Annotated in this window: 14 protein-coding genes and 1 pseudogene; 1 reads left to right on the top strand and 14 read right to left on the bottom strand. The window is 68.2% G+C overall.

All coding sequences use genetic code 11. The features are described 5' to 3' along the window. Positions 1-4: 4 nt before the first annotated feature. Together embB and G6N20_RS16845 are read right to left on the bottom strand one after the other, a co-directional pair. Complete coding sequence (embB, locus tag G6N20_RS16850) at positions 5-3238, bottom strand: arabinosyltransferase EmbB (protein WP_142271911.1); 3234 nt, start codon at positions 3236-3238, stop codon at positions 5-7. After that, positions 3235-6510, bottom strand: a complete 3276-nt coding sequence (locus G6N20_RS16845) for an arabinosyltransferase domain-containing protein (protein ID WP_083046705.1) — start codon at positions 6508-6510, stop codon at positions 3235-3237. The genes embB and G6N20_RS16845 overlap by 4 nt, the downstream gene beginning before the upstream one ends. Positions 6511-6668: 158 nt before the next feature. On the opposite strand from G6N20_RS16845, the gene G6N20_RS16840 reads away from it, so the two are divergent. Next, on the top strand, positions 6669-7292 hold the full coding sequence (locus G6N20_RS16840) for an NAD(P)H-binding protein (protein WP_197745483.1): 624 nt from the start codon (positions 6669-6671) through the stop codon (positions 7290-7292). A 35-nt stretch (positions 7293-7327) separates the two neighbouring features. Here the strand turns inward: G6N20_RS16840 and G6N20_RS16835 are convergent, their stop codons facing one another. The 12 genes and pseudogenes from G6N20_RS16835 to G6N20_RS16780 all read right to left on the bottom strand — a co-directional run bounded on the left by G6N20_RS16835 (position 7328) and on the right by G6N20_RS16780 (position 21481). Then, the gene (locus G6N20_RS16835; RefSeq protein WP_142271912.1) at positions 7328-10621 is read right to left on the bottom strand and encodes an arabinosyltransferase domain-containing protein; all 3294 of its coding nucleotides are present in this window, start codon (positions 10619-10621) and stop codon (positions 7328-7330) included. A gap of 102 nt (positions 10622-10723) precedes the next feature. Beyond that, entirely contained in the window at positions 10724-12652 is a 1929-nt protein-coding gene (locus G6N20_RS16830; RefSeq protein ID WP_083046708.1) for a galactan 5-O-arabinofuranosyltransferase, read from the bottom strand. Between the two features lie 2 nt (positions 12653-12654). After that, positions 12655-13419 (bottom strand): decaprenylphospho-beta-D-erythro-pentofuranosid-2-ulose 2-reductase, encoded by a 765-nt coding sequence (locus tag G6N20_RS16825; RefSeq protein WP_083046709.1) that lies wholly within the window; start codon positions 13417-13419, stop codon positions 12655-12657. Beyond that, positions 13420-14826: an FAD-binding oxidoreductase gene (locus tag G6N20_RS16820; protein ID WP_083046710.1), complete on the bottom strand. Its 1407-nt coding sequence runs from the start codon at positions 14824-14826 to the stop codon at positions 13420-13422. 28 nt (positions 14827-14854) lie between these two features. Then, positions 14855-15220: a GtrA family protein gene (locus tag G6N20_RS16815; protein ID WP_142271921.1), complete on the bottom strand. Its 366-nt coding sequence runs from the start codon at positions 15218-15220 to the stop codon at positions 14855-14857. 139 nt (positions 15221-15359) lie between these two features. Beyond that, positions 15360-15854: a GreA/GreB family elongation factor gene (locus G6N20_RS16810; RefSeq protein WP_083046712.1), complete on the bottom strand. Its 495-nt coding sequence runs from the start codon at positions 15852-15854 to the stop codon at positions 15360-15362. 73 nt (positions 15855-15927) lie between these two features. Continuing rightward, positions 15928-16275 carry a hypothetical protein gene (locus G6N20_RS16805; RefSeq protein WP_083046713.1) on the bottom strand — a complete coding sequence of 116 codons (348 nt, stop codon included), beginning with the start codon at positions 16273-16275 and terminating at the stop codon, positions 15928-15930. 47 nt (positions 16276-16322) lie between these two features. Next, entirely contained in the window at positions 16323-17165 is an 843-nt protein-coding gene (gene wzm / locus G6N20_RS16800) for a galactan export ABC transporter permease subunit Wzm/RfbD (RefSeq protein WP_083046714.1), read from the bottom strand. Then, positions 17162-18075 (bottom strand): annotated as a pseudogene (glfT1, locus tag G6N20_RS16795) (galactofuranosyltransferase GlfT1). Before glfT1 ends, wzm begins: the two are co-directional and overlap by 4 nt. Then, on the bottom strand, positions 18068-18907 hold the full coding sequence (wzt, locus tag G6N20_RS16790) for a galactan export ABC transporter ATP-binding subunit Wzt/RfbE (protein ID WP_083046716.1): 840 nt from the start codon (positions 18905-18907) through the stop codon (positions 18068-18070). Before wzt ends, glfT1 begins: the two are co-directional and overlap by 8 nt. 3 nt (positions 18908-18910) lie before the next feature. Next, positions 18911-19453, bottom strand: coding sequence for a bacterial proteasome activator family protein (locus G6N20_RS16785; protein ID WP_083046776.1), 543 nt, complete (start codon positions 19451-19453; stop codon positions 18911-18913). A 15-nt stretch (positions 19454-19468) separates the two neighbouring features. Further along, on the bottom strand, positions 19469-21481 hold the full coding sequence (locus G6N20_RS16780) for a DUF6541 family protein (RefSeq protein ID WP_083046717.1): 2013 nt from the start codon (positions 21479-21481) through the stop codon (positions 19469-19471). Positions 21482-21584 lie beyond the last annotated feature (103 nt).

The following is a 21584-nucleotide window of genomic DNA, read 5'->3' as shown; positions in this document are numbered from 1 at the left end:
TTAGTTAGGGACCGATCCGGATCTTGCCCGGAGACCACCATCCGCTGCGGGTCGCGGTGCCCAGTTGGAGCCGCGCGGGCGGAGCGTCGACCAGGGTGTCGAACTTGCGCAGGGACCCCCAGTCGCGCGCCCAGTCGCGGGACAGGTAGGTGGCCATCACGTGGGCCCGCAGCAGCAGGTCGGTGATTCCGAGCAGGCCGCCGTTGGTGCCGTCCTGCCAGGTGTCGGTGTCCAGCTTCTTGGCCGAATAGTCCGGCGTGATGCGGAATTTCGGGATCTCGGTGACGCCGTTGACGTGCAGCATCGGCTGTTGGCACGGGAAGGCCAAACCCACCGCCCAGTCCAGCAGCACCGGCTGCGTGGAGCCGACGTATTCCTGCAGGGAGCGCAGGTCCGGCACCCGCGGCGGGGTGACCGCGATCCAGTCTTCCGGGGTCAGTGACAGGTCTTCGGCGATCACCCGGACCGCGACGGCGTCTGCGGGCATCTTGTCGCGGGCAAATCGCAGATTGCGCCACGCCTTGGGCTGCTCGCCGTACAGATCGTCGGGCACCACCCGGCCGGCGGGCACCAACGCGCCCGGCCCCGGCCGGGCGTATTCCAGCGCCACCGTCTGGCCGGGGGTGTAGCCGTGCAACACGCTATGGCCGGCGATCTTGCCGGCCGCGGTGATCACCACCAGCGGATGCCCGTGGTCCGGCGTGGGCAGCAGGTACCACGCCGATGCCAGGCGGCTTTGCTGCTGCGCGCCGGTGGTGTAGGTGCCGGCCAGCGGCACCCGGGCGGGATCGAGCTGGTACGGCAGCGGCACCGTGGAACCGTTGATGCCCGGCGTCGTCAGCTTGGTCGGCGCGTCCCAGTCGTAGTCGGTGCCGGGCTGGTTGGGCTTCATCACGATCGCCTCGGCCACGGTGTGTTCGGGCACCCCGTTGGGCGTGAAGCCGACCGGGTCGCTGCCACCGAGCGGTCCCAGCGGGCCGTAGTCGCCGGGCAACGCGGTCATGAAGCCGGCGTTGGGGTCCGGTTCCACGAGCACGTCGTCGGCCAGGCCGCAACCGCCGACGAAGGCCCGCAGGTTGGACCAGCCGTTGGAGTAGGTGGGGTACTGTCGCACGATCCCGGCCACCATGGACGCGACGAACACCACCGCCATGAAGCCGGCCACGATCGGTACCGGCGCGGTGGTCAGCGCCCGGGTCAACGGTCCCTCACCCGCGCCGCGGGGCGCGAAGTGCAACCAGGCCGCATAGCCGGCGGCGATCGCGAAGAGCGTGAAAAAGATTGTGCTGACCGTGATTCCGTCAATCCTCGGCATGGCGCTGTTGAACGGCACGCCGTAGCTGGAGACATACCACCAGCCGTTGGTGGTGGCCCAGCACAACGCCAGCATGAACAACAGCGCCGCCACAAACGCCATCCGGTTGCGCGACCAGCGCAGCACCGAGGGGGATACCAGCACCGTGGTCAGCGCCGCCATCGCCGCCCCCACCGCGGCGAACAACCCGAAGTGGTGCACCCACTTGGTGGGGGTGAACATCAGGAAGAACATGGTGGCGAAGATGACCCCCATCAGCCGCCACGCCGGGCCGCGGGCCACACCAGGAATCCGCTTGCGCCGCAACATGATAAACATCGCGGTGAACAGGCACAGCGCGGTGATCAGGAAGCCGAACCGGCGGGACAGCGAACCGTCGACGGTGGGCAGGATGAGGTAGTAGTAGCGCAGGTTCTCGGTGTACCAGGCCTGGCTGGGACCGATCTTGCCGCGAATCCTGGTGGCTTCCAACACCGCCCGCAGCGTCTGGTCGGCGAACACCACGGTGAGGATGATGGTGCCGGCGGCCAGCAGTGGGGCGACCAACGGCAACGTGCCCACCAGGCGATGGCGGCGCACCAGGATCCGCAGCATCGGGCGACCACCGGCCACCAGCGCGGCCACCGCGATCAGCCCGGTGGGTTGGACACCCAGCGTGAACGCGGCCGTGATGATTGCCAGCGCCGCCGGCGTGAGTCGGCTGTACCGTATCGACCGTTCGATCAGCACGTAGGTGACCAGCGAGCCCAACGCGATGATGCCCTCGGGGCGAAGTCCGTTGTTGAACGGCATCCACGCGGTCAACAGGACCATGGCCGCCGCCCAGGTGGCCGGCCTGCTGGCCGCCACCGCCGGCCCCAGCCGGGGCAGCACCTCACGCGAGAGCAGCAGCCAGCACACCAGGCCGGCGAACAGATCCGGCAACCGCATCCACAGGCTGGCGTCGCTCACGTGGGTCATCAGCGCCAGCAGGTTGTAGTACCAGCCGAACGGGTCCTCGGGGCTGCCGAACCAGCGGAAGTAGTTGGACATGTAGCCGGCGCGGTCGGCGACCCGGGCCATGCCGAGGATGTAGCCGTCGTCCGACGAGTTCGCACCAATGACATGCCAGAGCAGGAACGTGGCGATCACCACGGCGTCGGCCAGGGTGAAGGTGCGCCAGGTGGCCGGGATCAGCCGGCGCATCCGGCGCCCGTCGAGCCGGTCGAGGCGCCACAAGGCGATCAGCGCAACGACGGTGGCCACGATCGCACCGATGATCGCCAGCAGTTTCAGTGTGGTCGGCCGGGTGGAGAACCGGGTGTCGATGGTCGCCGAGACCGCCAGCCCGGGCGGCGCGGGCCCGGTCAGGTCGGTGAACACCCCGACGATCTGCGGGCGCAGGTTGGGGTCGGGGAAGCCGCTGCGCAGCGGCGCGCCCGACGGGTCCGTGAGCCCGACGAAGGTGGCGAAGGTTCCGGCGTGGGTGGAGGTGACCTCGATGCGTTGACACTGCGGGGACGTCACCTGCTCGCGCGACACGGACAGGATCACCACGTTGCGGTCGGTGACGTCCACGCGCTGGGCGCTGACGACGACGAACAACGCCTGCAAATTGGCGTCCTTGCCCTGCTTGGGTGCGGTGCCCAGCACCACCCCGCCCGCGGGTGGCAGGGCACGCACGATGCCGCACGGCACGCTGGCCGTCAGGTCGACCGGAGTCAACGAGATCAACGGCGCCGTCACACTGGCCAGCCGGCCCTGCTGCGGCCAGTTCAGCATGGCTGTGGTCTGCACGACCGGCAGCAGCGGTGTCGCCATCGACAACACGAAGCCGATCAGCCCGGCCATGGTCGCCACCCAGCTCGTCTTGCGAGCAGACGCAAAAGCACCCAAAATCGCCCGATTTGGGGTGCTTTTGCGTCTGTTCGCGCCCACGGTCACGGCAGGGCCCTAATCGGTCCGGGCCGGCTCCAGCCGGGCACGGTGATCACGCCCTGCTGAACGACGGCGTTGGGCGCCTGATCGGCCGGCACCAGGCGGTGGTACTGCTCCACCGATCCCCAGTCGCGGTACCAGTCATCACGCAGGTAGGTCGCGATCGTCGAGGTCCGCAGCAGCGCCTGGGTGAACAGGAACGGCCCGCCAGTGGAGCTGGACTGCCACAGGTTCGACGACACCGCCGTCTGCTTGTGGTCGGGCAGGATGCGGTACTGCGGAAGCTCGGCAATGCCAAGGTGTTCGGTGAACGGTCGCTGGCAGGGGAAGTTGGCCGCGGTGGCGATGTCCATCAACACCGGAGTCTGCGACCCGATCAGCCGCTGCAGGGTCTGCAGCACGGGGACGCGCGGCGGGGTGAAGGCGAACCACTGCTCGGAACTCAGGTTCGGGTCGTAGGCGACGATGCGCGCCACGTCGGCCTCCGGCGGGGCCCAGGTCAGCGGGAACCGCAGGTTGCGCCACGCGGGCTGCGGCCCCAGGTCGATCGGGTACACCTGCGCCAGCGGCTGGATGCCGCCGTCGGGTTTGGTGGCACCCCACTGCAGTTTCAGCGATTGTCCGTAGACGAAGTCGCCGTCCTCCTTGTAGGACCAGATGGCGCCGGCCGCGGACACCACCACCAGCGGCCGGTCGGGTGTGCGCGGCGGCAGTCGGTACCAGGCCGAGGTGGCCGTCGCGGCCAGGGTGTTTTCGCCGTAGCTGCCCATCACCGGGGTGCGGGCGGGGTCCAGCCCGAACGGCAGCGCGGCGTGTGACCCGTTGATCCCGACCGGGCCCTTGCCACCGGCGGTGCCCGCGGAGTCGGTGATGGCGGCGTTGGGCTTGTTGGGTGACGCGTCGGAGTTGACCACTCCGGGCTTGCTCACCACCGGGTCGGATTTCAGGTCGTCACCCACGCCCTCTGGTTTGAAGCCGACCGGGTTGATGCCGCCCAGCGGGCCGTCGGGTCCGAATGTCTGGCCCGGAACCGGTTGCAGCATGCCGGCATTCGGGTCGGGCTCGGCCAGCACGTCGTCGGCCATGGCGCAGCTAGCGGGTGAAAGGCCGGACGTGATAGCGACCAGGTTGGCCTTGGCGGTGGTGTAGAGCGGGTAGCGGAACACGGCGGCCTTGGCCATCGAGCCGACCTCGCCCAAGACCATGATCACCGCCACCACCAACAGCGGGGTGGAGGCCAGGATGCGGTTGCGACGGTTGTCGGTGACCTCGGTGTGCCCGGCGTAGTCCATGCGGAAGTGGTACCAAGCGGCCAGCAGGCCGGTGAGGATCGACAGCGTCAAAAACATCGACGTCACCGGGTGGCTGGCGATGACCGGCTGGATGTCATACCACGGCACCCCATAGTTGCCGACGTAGAACCAGCCGTTGATGCCCGAGGTGGCCCACGCCAGCACGAACAGCAACGCGGTGATGTACAGCGTGAGGTTGCGTCGGCTGTGCAGGCCGACCCGGGAGACGGTGAAGGCGGTGACCGCCCCCAGCGCGCCCGCCAGCCCGGCGAACGCGCCGAACTGCACGGCCCACTTCGTCGGCGTGAAGGTCAGCAGCAGCAGCCCGACCGCGCATGCGCCGATCAGCCGCCAGGCCGGGCCGCTGGCCAGCCCCGGCACCCGGCCGCGCCGCAACAGCACGAACAGCATCCCGAACAGGCACAGCAGCAGCACCAGCACGGCGAACCGGCGCGCCATCGAGCCGTCCGCATTGCTCTCGACGGTGAGGAAGTAGTAGCGCAGGAAATCCTGGTACCACGCGATCGTCGGGCCGACCTTGTATTTGATGCGGGCCGACTCGGCCACCGTGGCCAGCGTCTGGCTTCGGAACACCACCACGCTGATCAGTGACAACGACGCCGCCAGCACCGCCAGCGGGGCCAGCACGCCGTCGGTTCGCCGGCGGCGGCGGATCGTCTGGGCGATGGCGCGCGAACCGGTCAGCAGCGGGGCGATCGCGATCAGCCCCTGCGGTGCCAGCGTCGCGGTGAGCGACGCTGCGACGATGGCGACCGCGGCCGGGGCCAGCCGCCCGGACGCGATCGCGCGTTCCACCAGCACCCAGGTGACCAGCACACCCAGCGCGATCAGCGGTTCGGGCCGCAGACCGTTGTTGAACGGCAGCCAGGCGGCCACAAACACCGCGCCCGCGGTCAGCACCGCCACCCGATTGGCGGCCAGGCCACCCCGTGCCGGGCCCAACCGCGCCAGCACGCACCGGCTGATGAGCAGCCAGCACACGATCCCGGCCAGCGTGGCCGGTAACCGCATCCACACCCCGGCGGTGCTCACCCCCGCCATCCGGGCCAGCACCGAGAAGTACCAGTCGAACGGCGCCTCGGTGGTCCCGAAGTAGCGGTAGTAGTTAGCGATGTAGCCGGCTTTCGGCGCCACCCGGGCGATGGTGAGGTTGTAGCCGTCGTCGGAGGAGATGGCGCCGATGACATGCCAGAGCAGCAGCGTGGTGAGCACGCCCGCATCGGCCAGCCTGGTGGTGATGCCGACTCGCCGGCGCACCCGGGTGCGATGTCGGGCGCCCCGGCTGTGACGGTCCAAGACAGCCTGGGCGGCGATGGCGGCCAAGACGGCCAACGCTCCGGTGACCATTGCGATCGTCTTGAGCGCGGTGGGCGCGGTGATGAACCGGGTGTCGACGTCGATGCCGGCCGACAGGCCAGGCTGAGCGGGCACCTTTAGATCGGTGAAGATCCCGCCGACCTGAGGTTTCTTCTCCGGGGGCAGGGTCCCGACGGCGCCGGGGATGCCGATGAACTCCGCGCCCACGCCGCCGGTGTTGGCCCAGACGTGCAGCACGCCGCAGCCGCCGGCGGCGATCGCCGAGCGGGGCGCCATCGCGGCCACGGTGTCCCGGAACGCGACGACGACGGTGTCCTTGTCGGCGCGCACGAACAACCCGCTCTTGCCGGTGTCCACGCCGCCGGCGGGGAGCGTGGACAGCACCAGGCCGCCGGCGGCGGGCAGGGTGGCCATCGCCGAGCACGGGATGGAGATGTCCAGCGCACGCGGCGCACCGGAAACCAGTGGGGCGGTGATCCCGGTGATGGCGCCGTCGGCGGTGGCGCCTTGCGGCCACGCGATGGTCGCGGTGGTCTGCCGCACCGGAAGCAGCGGCACCAGGGCGCACACCAGCAGACCGGCCAAACCCGAAACGACGGCTACCAGCCGGGCGATCCGGTGGGATCGCTCATTACCGTCGTGGGGCACGAGGGTCGATGGTAGGCGACGCGGTTAAAGTGGTGTGGGGATGCCGGGCCACGAAACGGTTGGCGGGCCGTGCGGGCGGTCGCCTACGTCTACCGGTTACTGTGCATCCCTGTGTGCGACGAGCAGAACTGGCCCACGCGATGACGAGGACCGCGGTTGTGGCCGGGGCGAGCGGCCATGTCGGCGGCCAGCTGCTGCGGCTGCTGCTCGCCGACCCCACCTGGGACCGGGTGCATACCCTGGTGCGTCGCCCCGGCGGGTCCGAGGAGGCCAAGCTGGTCGAGCACGTGGTGGACTTCGACGATCTCGATCCGCACATCGGATTGTTCGCCGGCGCCGACGTCTTTTGCTGCCTAGGCACCACGATGGCCAAGGCGGGCTCACGAGAGGCGTTCCGCAAGGTGGACCACGGGTACGTCGTCAAGCTGGCCCAGCTGGCCTCCGACGGCCAGGCGCGGCAGTTCCTCCTGGTCACCGCGATTGGGGCCAGCGCACGGTCGCCAAGCTTTTACAGCCGGGTCAAAGCCGAAGCGGAGCGGGCCGTGTCGGCGATGACGTTGCCCACCGTGCACATCTTCCGGCCATCGTTGCTGCTCGGGTCGCGCGCGGAAGGCCGACGTGCCGAAGACCTCGGGAAGGTGCTGGTGCCGCTGGTGTCCCCGGTGATGGTCGGCCCGCTGGCCCGCTACCGGCCGGTGCATCCGGATGCCGTCGCGCGCCGCATGGTGCAGGCCGCCAAGGCCCAGCAGGCCGGCGTGCACATTCATTACCCGAGCGACTGACGCACCCGCGCACCGAGCGGCGGGCTGCCTGGTGGCTACCCGTGCCGCAGCGGCGCCGGGTTCCACAGCCCGTTGCGGGTCACCGTGCCCAGCCGTAGCCGGGCGGGGGTGGCGTCGGGGTAGTAGGGCGTCAACCGCTGCAGGGCTCCCCAGTCCCGGAACCAGTCGTCTTTGAGGTAGCTGGCAACCGTGGTCGCGTGCAGCAGGAGTTCGGTGATGCCCAGCGGTCCGCCGCCGTTGTTGTCCATCACCGGGGAGTTGGCCTCGGCGCCGAACCGGTCGGGCAGGATGCGCCACTTCGGCGTTTCGACGACGCCGTTGTGATGGCCGAACGGTCGCTGGCACGGAAAGGCCAAACCGACCAGCCAGTCCAGCAACACCGGATCCTGCGAGCCCACCACCTGCTGCAGCGTCTGCACCCGCGGAATCCGTGGCGGTGTCAAGGCGATCCAGTGTTGTGGCGCCAGGTCGTTGTCATCGGCGACCAGCCGGACCTGGGTGGCGGTGCTCGGGAATGCCGACAGCGGCGCTCGCAAATTGCGCCACGCCGGGGCGGCGCCGACGTCGGCGAATCCCAGCGACCCGCCGGGGTGTCCGCCGGCCGCGCCGTCGTCGGTGGCCCACTGCACCTGGACCTCGCGCGGATCGAATCGGCCGGCCGCGGTCACCACCAGCAGCGGGGCCCTGCCCCACCGATCTCGGGGAGGCAGTCGGTACCAGGCCGACCGCAGCATGGCGGGCACCTGTAGGCCGGATCGCCAGCTACCCAGCACCGGCGTGCGAGCCGGATCCAGGTTGTAGGGTAGCCGCGCTCGGGAACCGTTGATGCCCGGCGCGGCCGTGGTGCCGCCTTCGGTGCCGGGATCACTGCCGGTGATCAGCCCGTCGTTGCTGACGAAACTGCGATCACCCGGACGTTCCAGCACCGGGTCGGCGGAGACGTCGGCGGGAATACCGTTGGGTGTGAAGGCTTCCGACAGACCGTCCCCCAGGGCGTCGGCGACCGGGGCGGACGTCGGTGCCAGCATGCCGGCGTTGGGATCCTGCTCCACCAGGACGTCCTCGGCCAGCCCGCAGGTCTGTCCGGCCCCCAAAACCGGGAGGGCCTGCAGATTTGACCGGCCCACGGACCAGGCCGGGTACTGGGCCGTCATCGCCAGGGTCAGCGACACCACCTCGAAAGTCACCAGCGCCCACGTCGCAATTGCCAACGGGGACTGAATGATTCCCGCCAGCCGCGCCCCGTACCGGGTCTTTGGGGGCCCGTTGTCGGTGGCGACGAAGTGGAACCATGCCGCCAGCAGCAGCACAGCCACCGTCAGCCCGAGCAGCATGGTGGCAAAGCCGTATCGCCACTGTGGGAACGAATTTGACCACGGCACACCGAAATTGGACACATACCACCAGCCGTTGACGCTGGCGAACGACAACGCCGTCAAAAACAGCACGCCGGCGGCAAACACGGTGCGGTTGCGTCGGGATCGCATGGCCGCGCCCGTCACCGCGACCGCGGCCAGCGCACCCAGCGATCCGGCCAGGCCGGCGAACACCCCGAAGTGGTGTGTCCACTTGGTCGGTGTGAACATCATCGCCAGGAACGAGATGATGGTGATGCCGACGATCCGGCGGCTGGGGCCGGCCGCGGTGCCCGGAATTCGTCCCTTGCGCAACGACATTGCCACCGATATCGCCAGCGCGAGGACCACCGCCAGCACGGCGAAGCGGCGGGCCACCGATCCGTCCGGACTGGCCATGAACAATCGCTCGTAGCGGATGTGCTCGTCGAACCAGCTCAGGCTGGGCCCGACGGCGCGCTTGAGCAGACTGGCCTGGGTCTCCCCGGCCAGGGTTTGGTCACGGAAGATCAGGATCGCGGTGACGGTGGCCGCGGCCAGGAGGGGCGCCAGCAGCGGGAGCGCGCCGAATCGTTTGGAACGGCGGTGCAGGATGGTCCGCAGCGGCCCGATCGCGACCAGCAGCGCACCGATGGAGGCGATGCCCGTCGGCCCGGAGAACAGCGTCAGCGCGCCGATGATGCAGGCGATCGCCACCGGCAGCAGCCGGCTGGTGGCCACCGCGCGCTCCACCGAGCACCAGGTCAACAGGATGCCCAGGGCGATGATCGGCTCGGGCCGCAGGCCGTTGTCGAGCGGCAACCAGACGGCCAGGAACATGCCCGCCGCGGTCCACGCCGCCGCCCGGCTGCGTTTGACCGCGTGCCCTAGCCGGGGAATGACCTCGCGGCTGATCACCCACCAGCAGGTCAACGCCATCGCCAGGGTGGGCAGCCGCATCCAAATGCTGGCGGTGCTGACATGCGCCCACGCCGCCAGCAGGTCGTAGTACCAGCCGAACGGGGCCTCCGGGGTGCCGAACCAGCGGTAGTAGTTCGCCATGTAGCCGGCATGCTCGGACACCCGGGCCATGGTGAGGATGTAGCCGTCGTCGGAGGTGTTGGCCCCGACGAAGTGCCACCACACCAGGACGGTGATGACCAGGGCGTCCAGACCTCCGACCGACCACCAGCGGGGGGGCAGGAAGCGCCGGTGCCGGGTGCCGTCGGCGGTGTCCAGGACGTGCAGCGCGACCAGGGCGGCCGCGGTGGCCACCAGCCCGAGGATCATCGCGGCCAACTTCAGCGGTGTGGGGCTGCTGCTGTAGCGGGTGTCGACGGTCGCCGAGAAGTTCAGGCCTGGTGGTGTCGGTCCGGCCAGATCGGAGAACACCCCGACGATCTGCGGCCGGAAGTCGTAGCCGCTCTTCTCGCCGCGTAGCGGTTCGCCGGGATGCTCGGCGTTGGGCCCCTGTGTCAGCCCGACGAATTCGGCGGTGACCTTGTCGGCGTGGGCGGTGAAGGTCAGGCGCTGGCAGGCCGGGCTGAGCACTGCGCTCATCGGGGCGGTGACCACCGGGACGTTGCGCACCACCAGCACCAGGTCGTCGTTGGCGCGTTGCACCAGCAACCCACGGTCGACGGCCTTCGGGGCCTGCTTGGGCACCGTTGACAACAGCACTGTCGTGGCGGTGTTCGGCGGCCCGGCCAGCCCCGCGGCGGCCTGGCAGGGGATGGTGATGGCCAGGTCGGTGGCCACATAGCCGATCAGCGGCGCTTCGACGCTGCTGAAGGTGCCGTTTTGCGGCCAGTTCAGCTGGGCGGTGGTCTGGTTGACCGGTAGCAGGGGGGTGGCGAGCGCCAGGACGGCGCCCAGTAGGCCGGCGACGACGGCGACCAGGCGAGCGATTCGATAGTTTGCTCCCGCGTCGCTCACGGAGGTAGATGGTAGCCGGGCGACGATGCGGGCCGCCCGGCCCGCTGAGGAGTCCGGCAATTAGGCGGTAGCCGGGCGACGATGCGGGCCGCCCGGCCCGCTGAGGAGTCCGGCAATTAGGCGGTAGTTGTTTGACGGTGTCCGCCGCGGTTTCGGTGGCCATCACGCGCTCCCCGCCGGGTTGCGGATGGCCAGCATGAAGGGGCCGATGCCGTCGACGCTGAACCGCGGGTCGGCGAACAGCGCGGCCGGCAGGTGCACGGTGTAGCGGCGGACATTGGGCTGGTTGGGATAGACGTCCTTGGCCAGCCGCAGGGTGTAGGTGTTGTTCGCGCCGCGGCGCATCAGAAAGACCGTCGGCGCCGGCCAGGGCAGCCGGTCCAGCGCGCCGATGAATTCGTCGGAGGTCGTGAGCCTGGCCCAGCTCTCGATCTGCGCGGCCCGTTTGTCGAACTGTGCCAGCGGGTTGGCGTAGTGCGACGTCAACCCCTGAAACCCCCAGTACGGGTAGTACGACAGGAAGCTGTAGTCGGCGGTGAGCACCACGGTCTGATCACGCGGCCGGCCGGTGACACGCCGGATGGCCGCGTCGATCGCCGGATAGTACTTCTCGGAACCCGCCGGTCGCCGGTCGCCGCGCTGGCCGTTGCCGTCGGTGTCGGTGTAGGCGATGGTGAGATCGGGCCGCAGCACGTCGGGGATGTCCTGGCTGAAGGCGATCGCCCCGGCCAGCCCGATCGCCCCGGCCACCGGGACGACGGCGCGGCCCCACAGGTCTGGCGCGGCCAGCGCGCGAGCGGTTTCCACGAAGCCGAACACCCCGGCGGCCGCCAGCAGCACCGTCAACGTGGGCTGCAGCCGAAACGACAGCAGCGTGGTGCGCGCCAGGGTGGTCAGCATCGACAGCAGGGACCACAGGTATACGGCCAGCACGCCGATGGCCAGGGCGCCGGCCCGGACCGATGTTCGCGCCCGCACCACCAACCACAGGGTGCCCAGCATGCACAGCGAGCCCAACAGGGAGAACTGCAGCATCGGGAAGGCCAGTTCGGCCCCGTCGGCGGGAAGGTAGTGCTGGGCGCTGCCAGCGTTGCTGACTGGGTCACGGAGCGCCCGCGCCAGGTACGGCAGCCAGGTGGTGCACCCGATGGCCGCCGCGATGAGGCCGATGACGGCCAGCCGGCGCAGCGGGTCGCGCGCGGCTTTGAATCCGGCTTGCCGCCACCGCGTGCCAGCCAGCAACAGCGCCATCAGCGTGACCGTGAACGCCCCGTAGGCCACCAGCAGCGTGTACCAGGTGGCCGCAAAGCCCAGGAAGAGGCCGGTGCCGATGACCGCGGCCCAGCCCGACCCGGCCGGCTCACGCTCGCCGGCTCGCAAACCCGACCAGGCCAGCACCAGCATCGGTGGCAGCAACACCGTGATCATCGCGGCGTAGGGCTCCGGTGAGCTGTAGGCCAGCGTGACCGCCGCGGTGGCGATGGTGACCAGCAGGGCGTGCTCGAAGCGGATCATCCGCCACCACAGCACCAGCGCTACCGCGACGGCGACGGTGATCGAGGTGATCGCCCACGGTTTGAACATCTCCCAGGCCGGTGTCGCGGTGAGCGCGGCGACCCGCCCGCCGATCCAGAACCAGCCCGGCGGGTAGAACGGCGGCAGACCGATGTAGGTCATGTCGCGCAGGGCCGGGCTGTCGGCGAGCCGGGTCAGGTATTCGGTGCGAAACTGCTGGTCGACGGAGATGCCGAACAGGTAGAGCTTGGTGGCTCCCAGCGGCATGCCCAGCGTCACCACGACGAACGCGGACACAAACACCAGCCCACCCAGCCGCGCCAGCGGTCGGTAGCGTCCGGAACGCCACACCCATCCGGTGGCGATCAGCCCGGCCAGGCAACCCACCTGGCCGACGGTGGTCAGCGCATGCAGCTGGTTGGACGACGGGTAGGCCGGCCATTCCACCCGGGAGATGGCGAGCAGGGACACCGCCGCGACGGCGACGGCCACGCAAGTGGCTAGAATCCCCGCGCGAGCAGACGCAAAAGCCCCCAATTCGTGCCCGAATTGGGGGCTTTTGCGTCTGCTCGGCATGGTCAGATCGGCAGCTTACGGAAGATGCTCCGCGGGATATGACGCAACACCGCCATCACATACCGGAATGCTGCTGGCGCCCACACCAATTCCTTACCTTTTGCGGCCGCGGTCACCGCGAGGTCGGCGACGTATTCCTTGTCGACGGTCAGTGGAGCTTCCTTGAGGTGAGCGCTCATCCGGGTGCGCACCTGCCCGGGGCGGATCACCAGCACGCGGACACCGTACTCGCGCAACGCTTCTGACAATCCCAGATAGAAGCCGTCCAAACCGGCCTTGGTGGAGCCGTAGACGAAGTTGGCCCGGCGCACCCGCTCGCCGGCAACCGAACTCATGGCGATGATCTGGCCGAAGCCCTGGGCGCGCATCTTTTCACCCAACAGCACCCCCACCGAAACCGCGGCGGTGTAGTTGATTTCGGCGATCTGCACCGCCTTGCGCTGGTTTTGCCACAGCTCCTCGGCGTCACCAAGCAGACCGAACGCGACGATCGCCACGTCGACGTCGCCGTTGGCGAAGCACTGGTCGATCACCTTCGGGTGGCTGTCGGTGTCCATCGCATCGAAGTCGACCAGTTCCACCGAGCGTGCACCCGCTCCGTTCATCTGGGCCACCGCGTCGTCGCGACCCGGGTCGTCGGGCAGGCAGGCCAGCACGATGCGTGCGGGGGCGGTGCGCAGGTAGCGCTCGCAGATGGCCAGCCCGATCTCGGAGCTGCCGCCCAGCAGCAGCACGGTCTGGGGGTTTCCCACGGCATCAAGAACCATTTACAGCAGCTCCAAGCGTCGGGCCAGGTCGGAGGCGAACACCCGCAAGGGGTCGACCTTGCGGCGCACGGCGATCCACTCGTCGATGCGCGGATACATGGCGTGGAAGGTTTCGGCGGTGGTGCGGGAGTCCTTGGCGGTGTAGAGCCGGCCGCCGAATTCCAGTACCCGGCGGTCGAGTTCGCTGACGAACTCGCCCAGGCCGGGCTTGATTGGGAAGTCGACGCAGATGTTCCAGCCCGGCATCGGGAAGCTCAGCGGCGCCTGGTTGCCGGGCCCGAACAGCTTGAACACGTTGAGAAACGAGTAGTGGCCGCTGGTTTGGATATCGCCGATAATCCTCTTGAACTCGTCGACCGCCTCGGTGGGAATCACGAACTGGTACTGCAGAAAGCCGGCCGGGCCGTAGGCGCGGTTCCACTCGCCGAGCATGTCCAGCGGGTGATAGAACTTCGTGAGGTTTTGGATCTTGCCGCGGTAGGTGCCCGATGTGCGGTACCACAGCTCGCCGATCGGCCCGAAGGTGTACTTGTTGGCCAGCCCATTGGGGAAGATGTCAGGAAAGGTCAGCAGTTGGGGCGCATCGAATTTCAGCGGGTTGCGACGTAGCTTCGGCGGTAGCTGTTCGACGGTGGCCAAAGAACCGCGCGACACCGCCGCCCGGCCCAGCTTCGGCGGCGCGCTGATCGCGTCGAACCAGGCGCTGGAGTAGGTGTAGCGCGCCTCGCTGCCGTCGCGGTGCAGGGCGATGGTTTCGTCCAGGCTCGCGGTGACGTCACCGTCGGCGACGAAATACGCCGTCTCGGTGGGCGTCATCGCGATGGTGGCGCGCAGGATGATCCCGGTCAGGCCGTTGCCCCCGACGGTGGCCCAGAACAGTTCGGATTCCTCGCCGTCGGGGGTGAGGCGGCGGATCTGCCCGTCGGCGGTCAGCAGATCCAGGCTGCGGACATGGTTGCCGAAGCTGCCCGCGCTGTGGTGATTCTTGCCGTGAATATCGCAGGCGATCGCGCCGCCAATGGTGACTTGCCGTGTCCCGGGCAGCACCGGCACCCACAGCCCGAACGGCAAGGCCGCCTTCATCAACCGGTCCAGGCTGACCCCGGCGTCGACGTCGGCCAGCTTGGTGTCGGCGCTGATCGAGTGGATCCTGGACAGCGGGGTCATGTCGATCACCAGCCCGCCGCCGTTTTGGGCGTTGTCGCCGTAGGAGCGGCCCAGGCCGCGAGCGATGACGCCCCGGCACTGCGACGAGCCGCCGGCCTCGGCCACCCGGGCCACCGCCTTGGCGATCATCTCGGGATCGGGCGTGGACAGCACCCGGGCGACCGACGGAGCCGTGCGTCCCCACCCGGTCAGCCGGGTGACTTTGGTGCACGAGGCGGTGGCCTCGGAGGCGGTCAACATCGTCACAGAGGGTACCGCCTGCTCGACGTCAGCGGACCCGGAAGATCACGGTTCGCTGCACGACGAAATTGATCACCGTCGCGGTGCCCTGGGCGATGACGAACGCGACCGGCACCGCCCACCCCCGATAGTGCAACAGCGCCAGACACAGATGGTTGAGTCCGACCTGCACGGCGAAGGTGATCCCGTAGAGGATCATGACCGCGACGAACCGGGCGGTGCTGGGTGCGGCCTGAAAGGTCCAGCGGCGGTTGATCAGATACGCGGTGATGGTGCCGGCGACAAAGCTGATCGCCTTGGACAGGTCGACCTGCAGGCCCGCCACTTTGTAGAGCGTCACATACAGCCCGAAGTCGACGATCGCTGACAGGCCCCCGGTGACGACAAAACGCATCATCTGCGTGCTCAGGTGCAGGTGATGGCCCTCGTGCGGGCGCGACGGCGCGGTATCGGACTCTGGGGAAGGCATTGGGGGAAGTCTAGACGCGGCCGCGGCGGGCCCCGCTGCGGCGCGAGTGCGGGTTTGGCGACGGTTAGCTGGGCAGCTTGACCGCGATCAGCTCGACCTGGCTTGGCCCCTGCGGGGTGGAGTAGGTCACCGTGTCGCCCGGTTGATGCCCGGCCAGAGCCTGACCCAGCGGGCTGCGCGCCGTCAGCGTCTCGGCTTCGTGGCCCACCGGGGTCTCCTCGACGATGGAGATCACGTGCATGGTGACCACCTCGCCGTCGGGAAACCGCAAGGTCACCTCGGTCCCGCCGGGTAACGTCTCCGCTCCGTTCGACAGCCCGGAATGTGCGGGCCCGGCCTTGAGCCGCCGGTCGAGCTCGTTGATCCGGTCGCTCAGCACGGCCAGCTCGTCCGCGCGCTGGATTGCCTCGGCCGCGTCACCGTGATCGCCGACCATGCCGCGGTCATTTTTGACCTCGACCTCCAACCGGTCATGCCGTTGCCGGAGCCGGGCCAGTTCGGCGGCGAGGTGCTCGCGCGCCGCGGCGGCAAGCCCTGGTGATTCGACTTCCTCGCTCACGTGGTCGACCTTTCGTCCCAGGTGGAACTGCTTGTGGGTACCGATGAGCCATCGGGGTGCTGGCGTTTCAGTGTTACACCACCACGAGCCCGCCGTCACCCGTATTCGTCAACCGACCGCTGCGACGCCGCGGCTTCGGCCTCCGCGGGCTTGACCACCTGAGCACCCGGTGCTTGCTGGCGACGCCGCGCTCGCCCGGTTGTACGATCTTCAGCACCGCGCGCTGAGCCCGATGTTCGGCCAGCGGGCCCCGCCTGGACGGTCGCGGCCTGAGCCTGTCCACCTCGGCCTTGAATGGCGCCGCGACGATCACGGTTTCCCGAGCGAACTCGGCTTGTTTGCGCTGCGACTCGTGCTCGGCCGGGGCGGCACCGAGCGGGCCGCGGGTCGTGACGATCAACGTCCCAACGCAACCGGTCATCGAGCCGCCGCTAGCGTAGGATGCAACGTCCGCACCGCTCGTTAGAGTTAGACCCAATACGGCACCCGGGCGCGGTATTGCCGCATCGCGAAGGCCGCGAGCACCCAGCCGACCGCGGTCAGCACCGCCACCACCGCCCAGTGCCGCAACTCCTGGTGCGCGCCCAACAGGGGTGCCCGCACGATGTCGAGATAGTGCAGCAGCGGGTTGAGTTCGACCACCTTCGACCACTGCCCGGCGCCTTGGTGCCGCAGCGTGTCGTCGTTCCAAATGATGGGGGTCATGAAGAACAGCAACTGCACGACCGAGAACAGCAGCGGGCCGATATCTCGGTAGCGGGTGGCCAGGATGCCGAAACACAGCGACACCCAAATGCAGTTCAACACGATCAGCGCCAGCGCCGGAAACACCGACAGATCCGCCCACGACCACGGCTTAGGGAAGATGATCGCAACAACTGCATAGATCACGATGTTGTGGGCGAAAAAGATCATCTGCCGCCACACCAGCCGGTACACGTGCACGCTCAGCGGTGCCGGCAACTGTTTGATCAGGCCCTCGTTGGAGACGAACACATCCGCGCCGTCCAGGATGGCGGCGTTGATCAGGTTCCAGATGATCAGCCCGAGCGTCACATAGGGCAGATGCTGCGACAGCTCGAGGCGGAACAGTTTGGAATACAGCCCGCCCATGGCAACCGCGGTGGTTCCGGTCGCGATGGTGATCCAAAACGGTCCCAGCACCGAACGGCGGTACCGTTGCTTGATGTCCTGCCAGCCCAGGTGCAGCCACAGCTCATGGCGACGGAACCCCTCGATCAGATCGCCGCGGGCGCGCGCCAGCGTCCGCGACTGTGCCTTGAAGCTAGCTTCAGCGTCGATGAACGTCATCGGGTGCCTCCCGGTTGCCGAACTTTTCGCGACGTCCCAAGCGGCGCAACCGAATCCACTCCAGCAGGCCCTTGGGGTCCCGACGGGACACCAGGAAGAACCAGCCGAACCGCAGCCACTCCTGGGGCAGCAACTTGCGCAGGCCCGGTTGCCACAACACATAGCCCCGGTTGCGGTAGGTGAAGAAACGCTTGGCCGGGTCCTCTGGATATTGGGTGTGCATCCGGCCGCCCAGGATGGGTTTGAATTCCTCGGATCCACACGGGTGCAGGTACACCGCGTCCAGGCAGGTTCCGAACGGTAACCCCGACCGAACCAGCCGGCGATGCATTTCCACTTCGTCGCCGCGGATGAACAGCCTGACATCGGGCACCCCGACCGCCTCCACGGTGGCGGCCCGGAACAGGGCGCCGTTGAACAGCGACGCGATGCCGGGCAGCAGTTCCTGTCCCTCTTCGGTGCGTAATTCGCTTGCCCGCCTCCGCCATACCAGGCCGCGCCGCAGCGGAAACGCCAGCCGCTCCGGGTCGTCGATGTTGCAGACCATCGGTGACACCTCGGCCAGGCCGTACTTTTCGGCGCAGGCCAGCAGGGTCTGCAGCACGCCGGTGTCCCGTGGATGCCCGTCGTCGTCGGCCAGCCATATCCAGGTGGCGCCCTGCGCCAGGGCGAGCAACATGCCGAGGGCGAAACCACCCGCACCACCGAGGTTTCGGCGTGAATTCAGATAGACGGACGGGATCTCCTGTGCGGCAACCAGATGCTGAACCCCGCTCTCCCCGGAGTCGTCGTTGTCGATGACGATGAGCTTGTCCGGTGTCCGGGTTTGGGCGGTCAGCATTTCCAACGACCTGGCCAGCTCCGCGGGACGCCGGTGGGTGACCACCACGGCGAAAACGGTTTCACTCATTCCCGGTGGCTTTGTGTGCCAGCGACCCGTTGGCTGTGGCCGTGTTCCCGGTTTCGGCCAGCACTTCGCGCACATGGCGGGCGGCGTCCTCGCCCTCGTAGGCGCGCACCACGTCTTCGATGCCGCCGCTGAGCTTGATGACACCGTGGTCGATCCAGATCGCCGTCTTGCACAGTCGGGCCAAAAATTCGTTGGAATGACTGGCAAACACCAGGATTCCGGAACGCTCGACCAGACTCTGCAGCCGCGATTGGGCCTTCTTCAGGAACTCGGCGTCCACCGCGCCGATGCCCTCGTCGAGCAGCAGGATTTCGGGGTCGATGCTGGTGACCACGCCCATCGCCAGCCGGACTCGCATGCCGGTGGAGTAGGTCCGCAGCGGCATCGACAGGTAGTCACCCAGTTCGGTGAACTCGGCGATCTCGTCCACCTTGGCCAGCATCTGTTTGCGGGTCTGTCCCAGGAACAGGCCGCGGATGATGATGTTCTCATACCCGGAGATCTCGGGGTCCATGCCGATCCCCAGATCGAAGACCGGCGCCACCCGGCCGGTGACCCTCGCCCAGCCGCGAGTCGGTTCGTAAATTCCCGAAAGTAGGCGCAGCAGAGTCGATTTCCCGGCGCCGTTGTGTCCCACCAGGCCGACCCGATCACCCAGGTTCAGCTCCATGGTGATGTCCCGCAAGGCCTCGATGACGACGACGTTGGAGTTGTTGCGCCCGATCGTTCCGCCCGCCTTGCCCAGCACGGCCTTCTTCAAGGAACGCGTCTTGGCATCGAAGATGGGAAATTCCACCCACGCGTCCTGGGTCTGGATATGCGGATTCGACACGGGTTACAGGTACTGTCCGGTGCCGTGACCATGGTGGCCAGACTTGCCGATTCCCGGCGGCAGCGCACCCTGGCGCATCTGCTCGAGCTGCGCGCGGGCGGCCATCTGCTGCGCGAACAACGCGGTTTGGATGCCGTGGAACAGCCCTTCCAGCCAGCCGACCAGCTGGGCTTGGGCGATGCGCAGCTCGGCATCCGAGGGCGCGGTGTCCTCGCTGAACGGCAGGGTGAGCCGGTCGAGCTCCTCCCGCAGTTCCGGCGCCAGGCCGTCTTCGAGTTCACGAATGCTGGTGGCGTGGATCTCACGCAGCCGGTTGCGGCTGGCGTCGTCCAGTGGCGCGGCGCGGACTTCCTCGAGCAGCTGCTTGATCATCGTGCCGATGCGCATTACCTTGGCGGGCTGTTCCACCAGGTCGGTCAGGGAGCGTTCGTCGGAGTCCTCGTCGGGTGCGGCCATGAGTCGCGGATCGACGCCGCCGATAACCTCGATGTCCTCGATGCCGTTGGTATCCGGGCCATCGTTGCCGGTACTCAATCCCGTCACCATCCTCTTGCGTGCCATCTACGGGTGCGCCGCCGCGCTATCCCGGTGCCATTCGTAAATTCGCGCCCCGCCATTGTCGTAAATCATCGTCCACGACGGGGATTTCTCTAGTGAGACTAGTCCGTCGGGCACGGCGAACCCCCTGACCGTCGGGCTGCTGGTCAGGATGTAGCGAATGTTGAGGACCTTGATGGCCTCGAGCACCCGCGGATCCGCATCGCCGTTGCGGGCGTAGGCCCAGAAGATGAACCGGTGGTAGCCCGGACCCGCCTGCACGGGGTAGTCGTAGTGCGTCCACAGGGGGTGCAAGCCGGCCACGGCGTACATCCACGCGGTGCCGTCGGTGTTGGCGTTGCCGATCAGGGTGTCGCGGGCGCCGGGCAGTTTGGACAGGTAGGCCATGGCGGCCAGGTCTCGCCGGTCGATCATCACCGAGTCGTACTTGTCGCCGAACAGAAACCGGTGCCGCGGAAAGTAATGCCACGCGCTGACCAGGCTCGCGCCCACCAGCAGCAGCACGGTGGCCGACGCCCAGACGGGCGCCGGCTGGGGTCTGAAACGGTCGGTGACCCGTCGTGCCCCGGCCACCACCAGCAGCACCGTCACCAACAGCCCGACACCGGCCCCGGAGGTCAACAGCAGGGTGGTGGCCGCCGCGATCCGCCGCGGATCCTTGTAGAAAAACTCACCGAGTGCCCCGGCCACCGCCCCGACCGGGCCGCCCAACGGTGTGCCCGCGTCGACGTTCATCACGATCAGCAGCAGCCACACCGCCAGCGGCCACCAGATCTTGTTGACCAGCAGGATCACACCGCCGATGACGGCCAGCACGATCAGCCCGTATTGGACGGGAAAGTCGTTGAGGTGGCGGGAGTGCTGGAATATCGCGTCGAACAGGCCACGCCTGGTGCTGAGGTAGGTCAGAAACGAGTGCCCGGCAATGATGTCTTCCTGTTGTTTGACGCTAAGGAACTGCGGCAGCAGGATCAGCCCGGACACCATCGCCACGCCGGCCAGCGTCACGAAATCGGACAGCCGGCCGCGCACGGGGTGCCACAGTGTCTGCAGCAGCCACCAGGCCGACACCAGCAGCACGACGACGATGCCGCCGGTGATGTGCACCGAGAAGACACCGACCAGTGCCAGCACGGCCACCGGAATGCGGTCTCGGTGCCGCAACGTCGAGGTGATCAACACCATCGTCGGCACCGCGACACCGTAGGCCGCCAGGTTGGGCATGGCGGCGGTGTCGAATTCGACGTAGGGCACCGCGGTGAACGACGCCGACAGCGCCGCGGCGGTGGCCGCCGCTGCCGCGGTTCGCCATTCCGCCGACCGGGCCGGAAAGGCCGGAAAGGCCGGTGCCCGGATCGTGGTGGGTGACCGCAACACGTGCCAGGTGAGCACGGCCGCGCTGACCGGAAACAGCCAAACCGCGGCGGCCAGCGAGGTCAGCGTGTAACCGGTGGTCGGCGCCGCCGCGGTGAGCTGGCACAGCACCGACGCCAGGGCATGGAAGACCGACGGGTAGTACAGCAACGCATGGGTTTCGACGTTGCGCAGCTCGCCCATGTGGGTGGACGACGCCTGGCCGGTGTCCAGGATGAAGCGCACGGTGTTGGCGTGCCAGACCGCGTCCCAGGTGCTTGGGATGGATTGCCAGTGCGGGATGCCGCGATAGGCCGCCCAGCCGATGAGCACCACGCCCAGCAGCACCCCGGCCGCGACCACAAGCGTCGGACCGCGGCTGATCCCCCGCGCCTCGGCCTCGGTGTCGCGAAACCGATCGAGCAGCAGCTGCAAACCCGTGGCCGCCGCGCACACCGCGGCCAGGGCGGCCAGCGCCGTCCAACCGTTCCACGGGATGCCCACCGCGCCGTAGGGGATGATCGCCAGCGCCACCACCCCGTATGTCAGCGGCGGGCCCACCGCGACGGCAACCGGCCAGCTCAGCTGCGCGATCCGCGCGACGATTGCCCCCGGCGCGATCAGCAAAATCAATGCGATCAGCGTTCCGAACCACAAGCTCACTCGACTAGTATGGCTGGCCGGGTGACGTGGCTCGGGAACGCCGCAACGGCCGGAACGCCGCTGGCGCCCGCTTACCGTCACCGGTTTGCGGACAGTGCGAAAG

This window comes from Mycobacterium shinjukuense (assembly GCF_010730055.1).
Taxonomy (GTDB): domain Bacteria; phylum Actinomycetota; class Actinomycetes; order Mycobacteriales; family Mycobacteriaceae; genus Mycobacterium; species Mycobacterium shinjukuense.
This window is presented reverse-complemented; position numbering and strand designations above follow the sequence as displayed.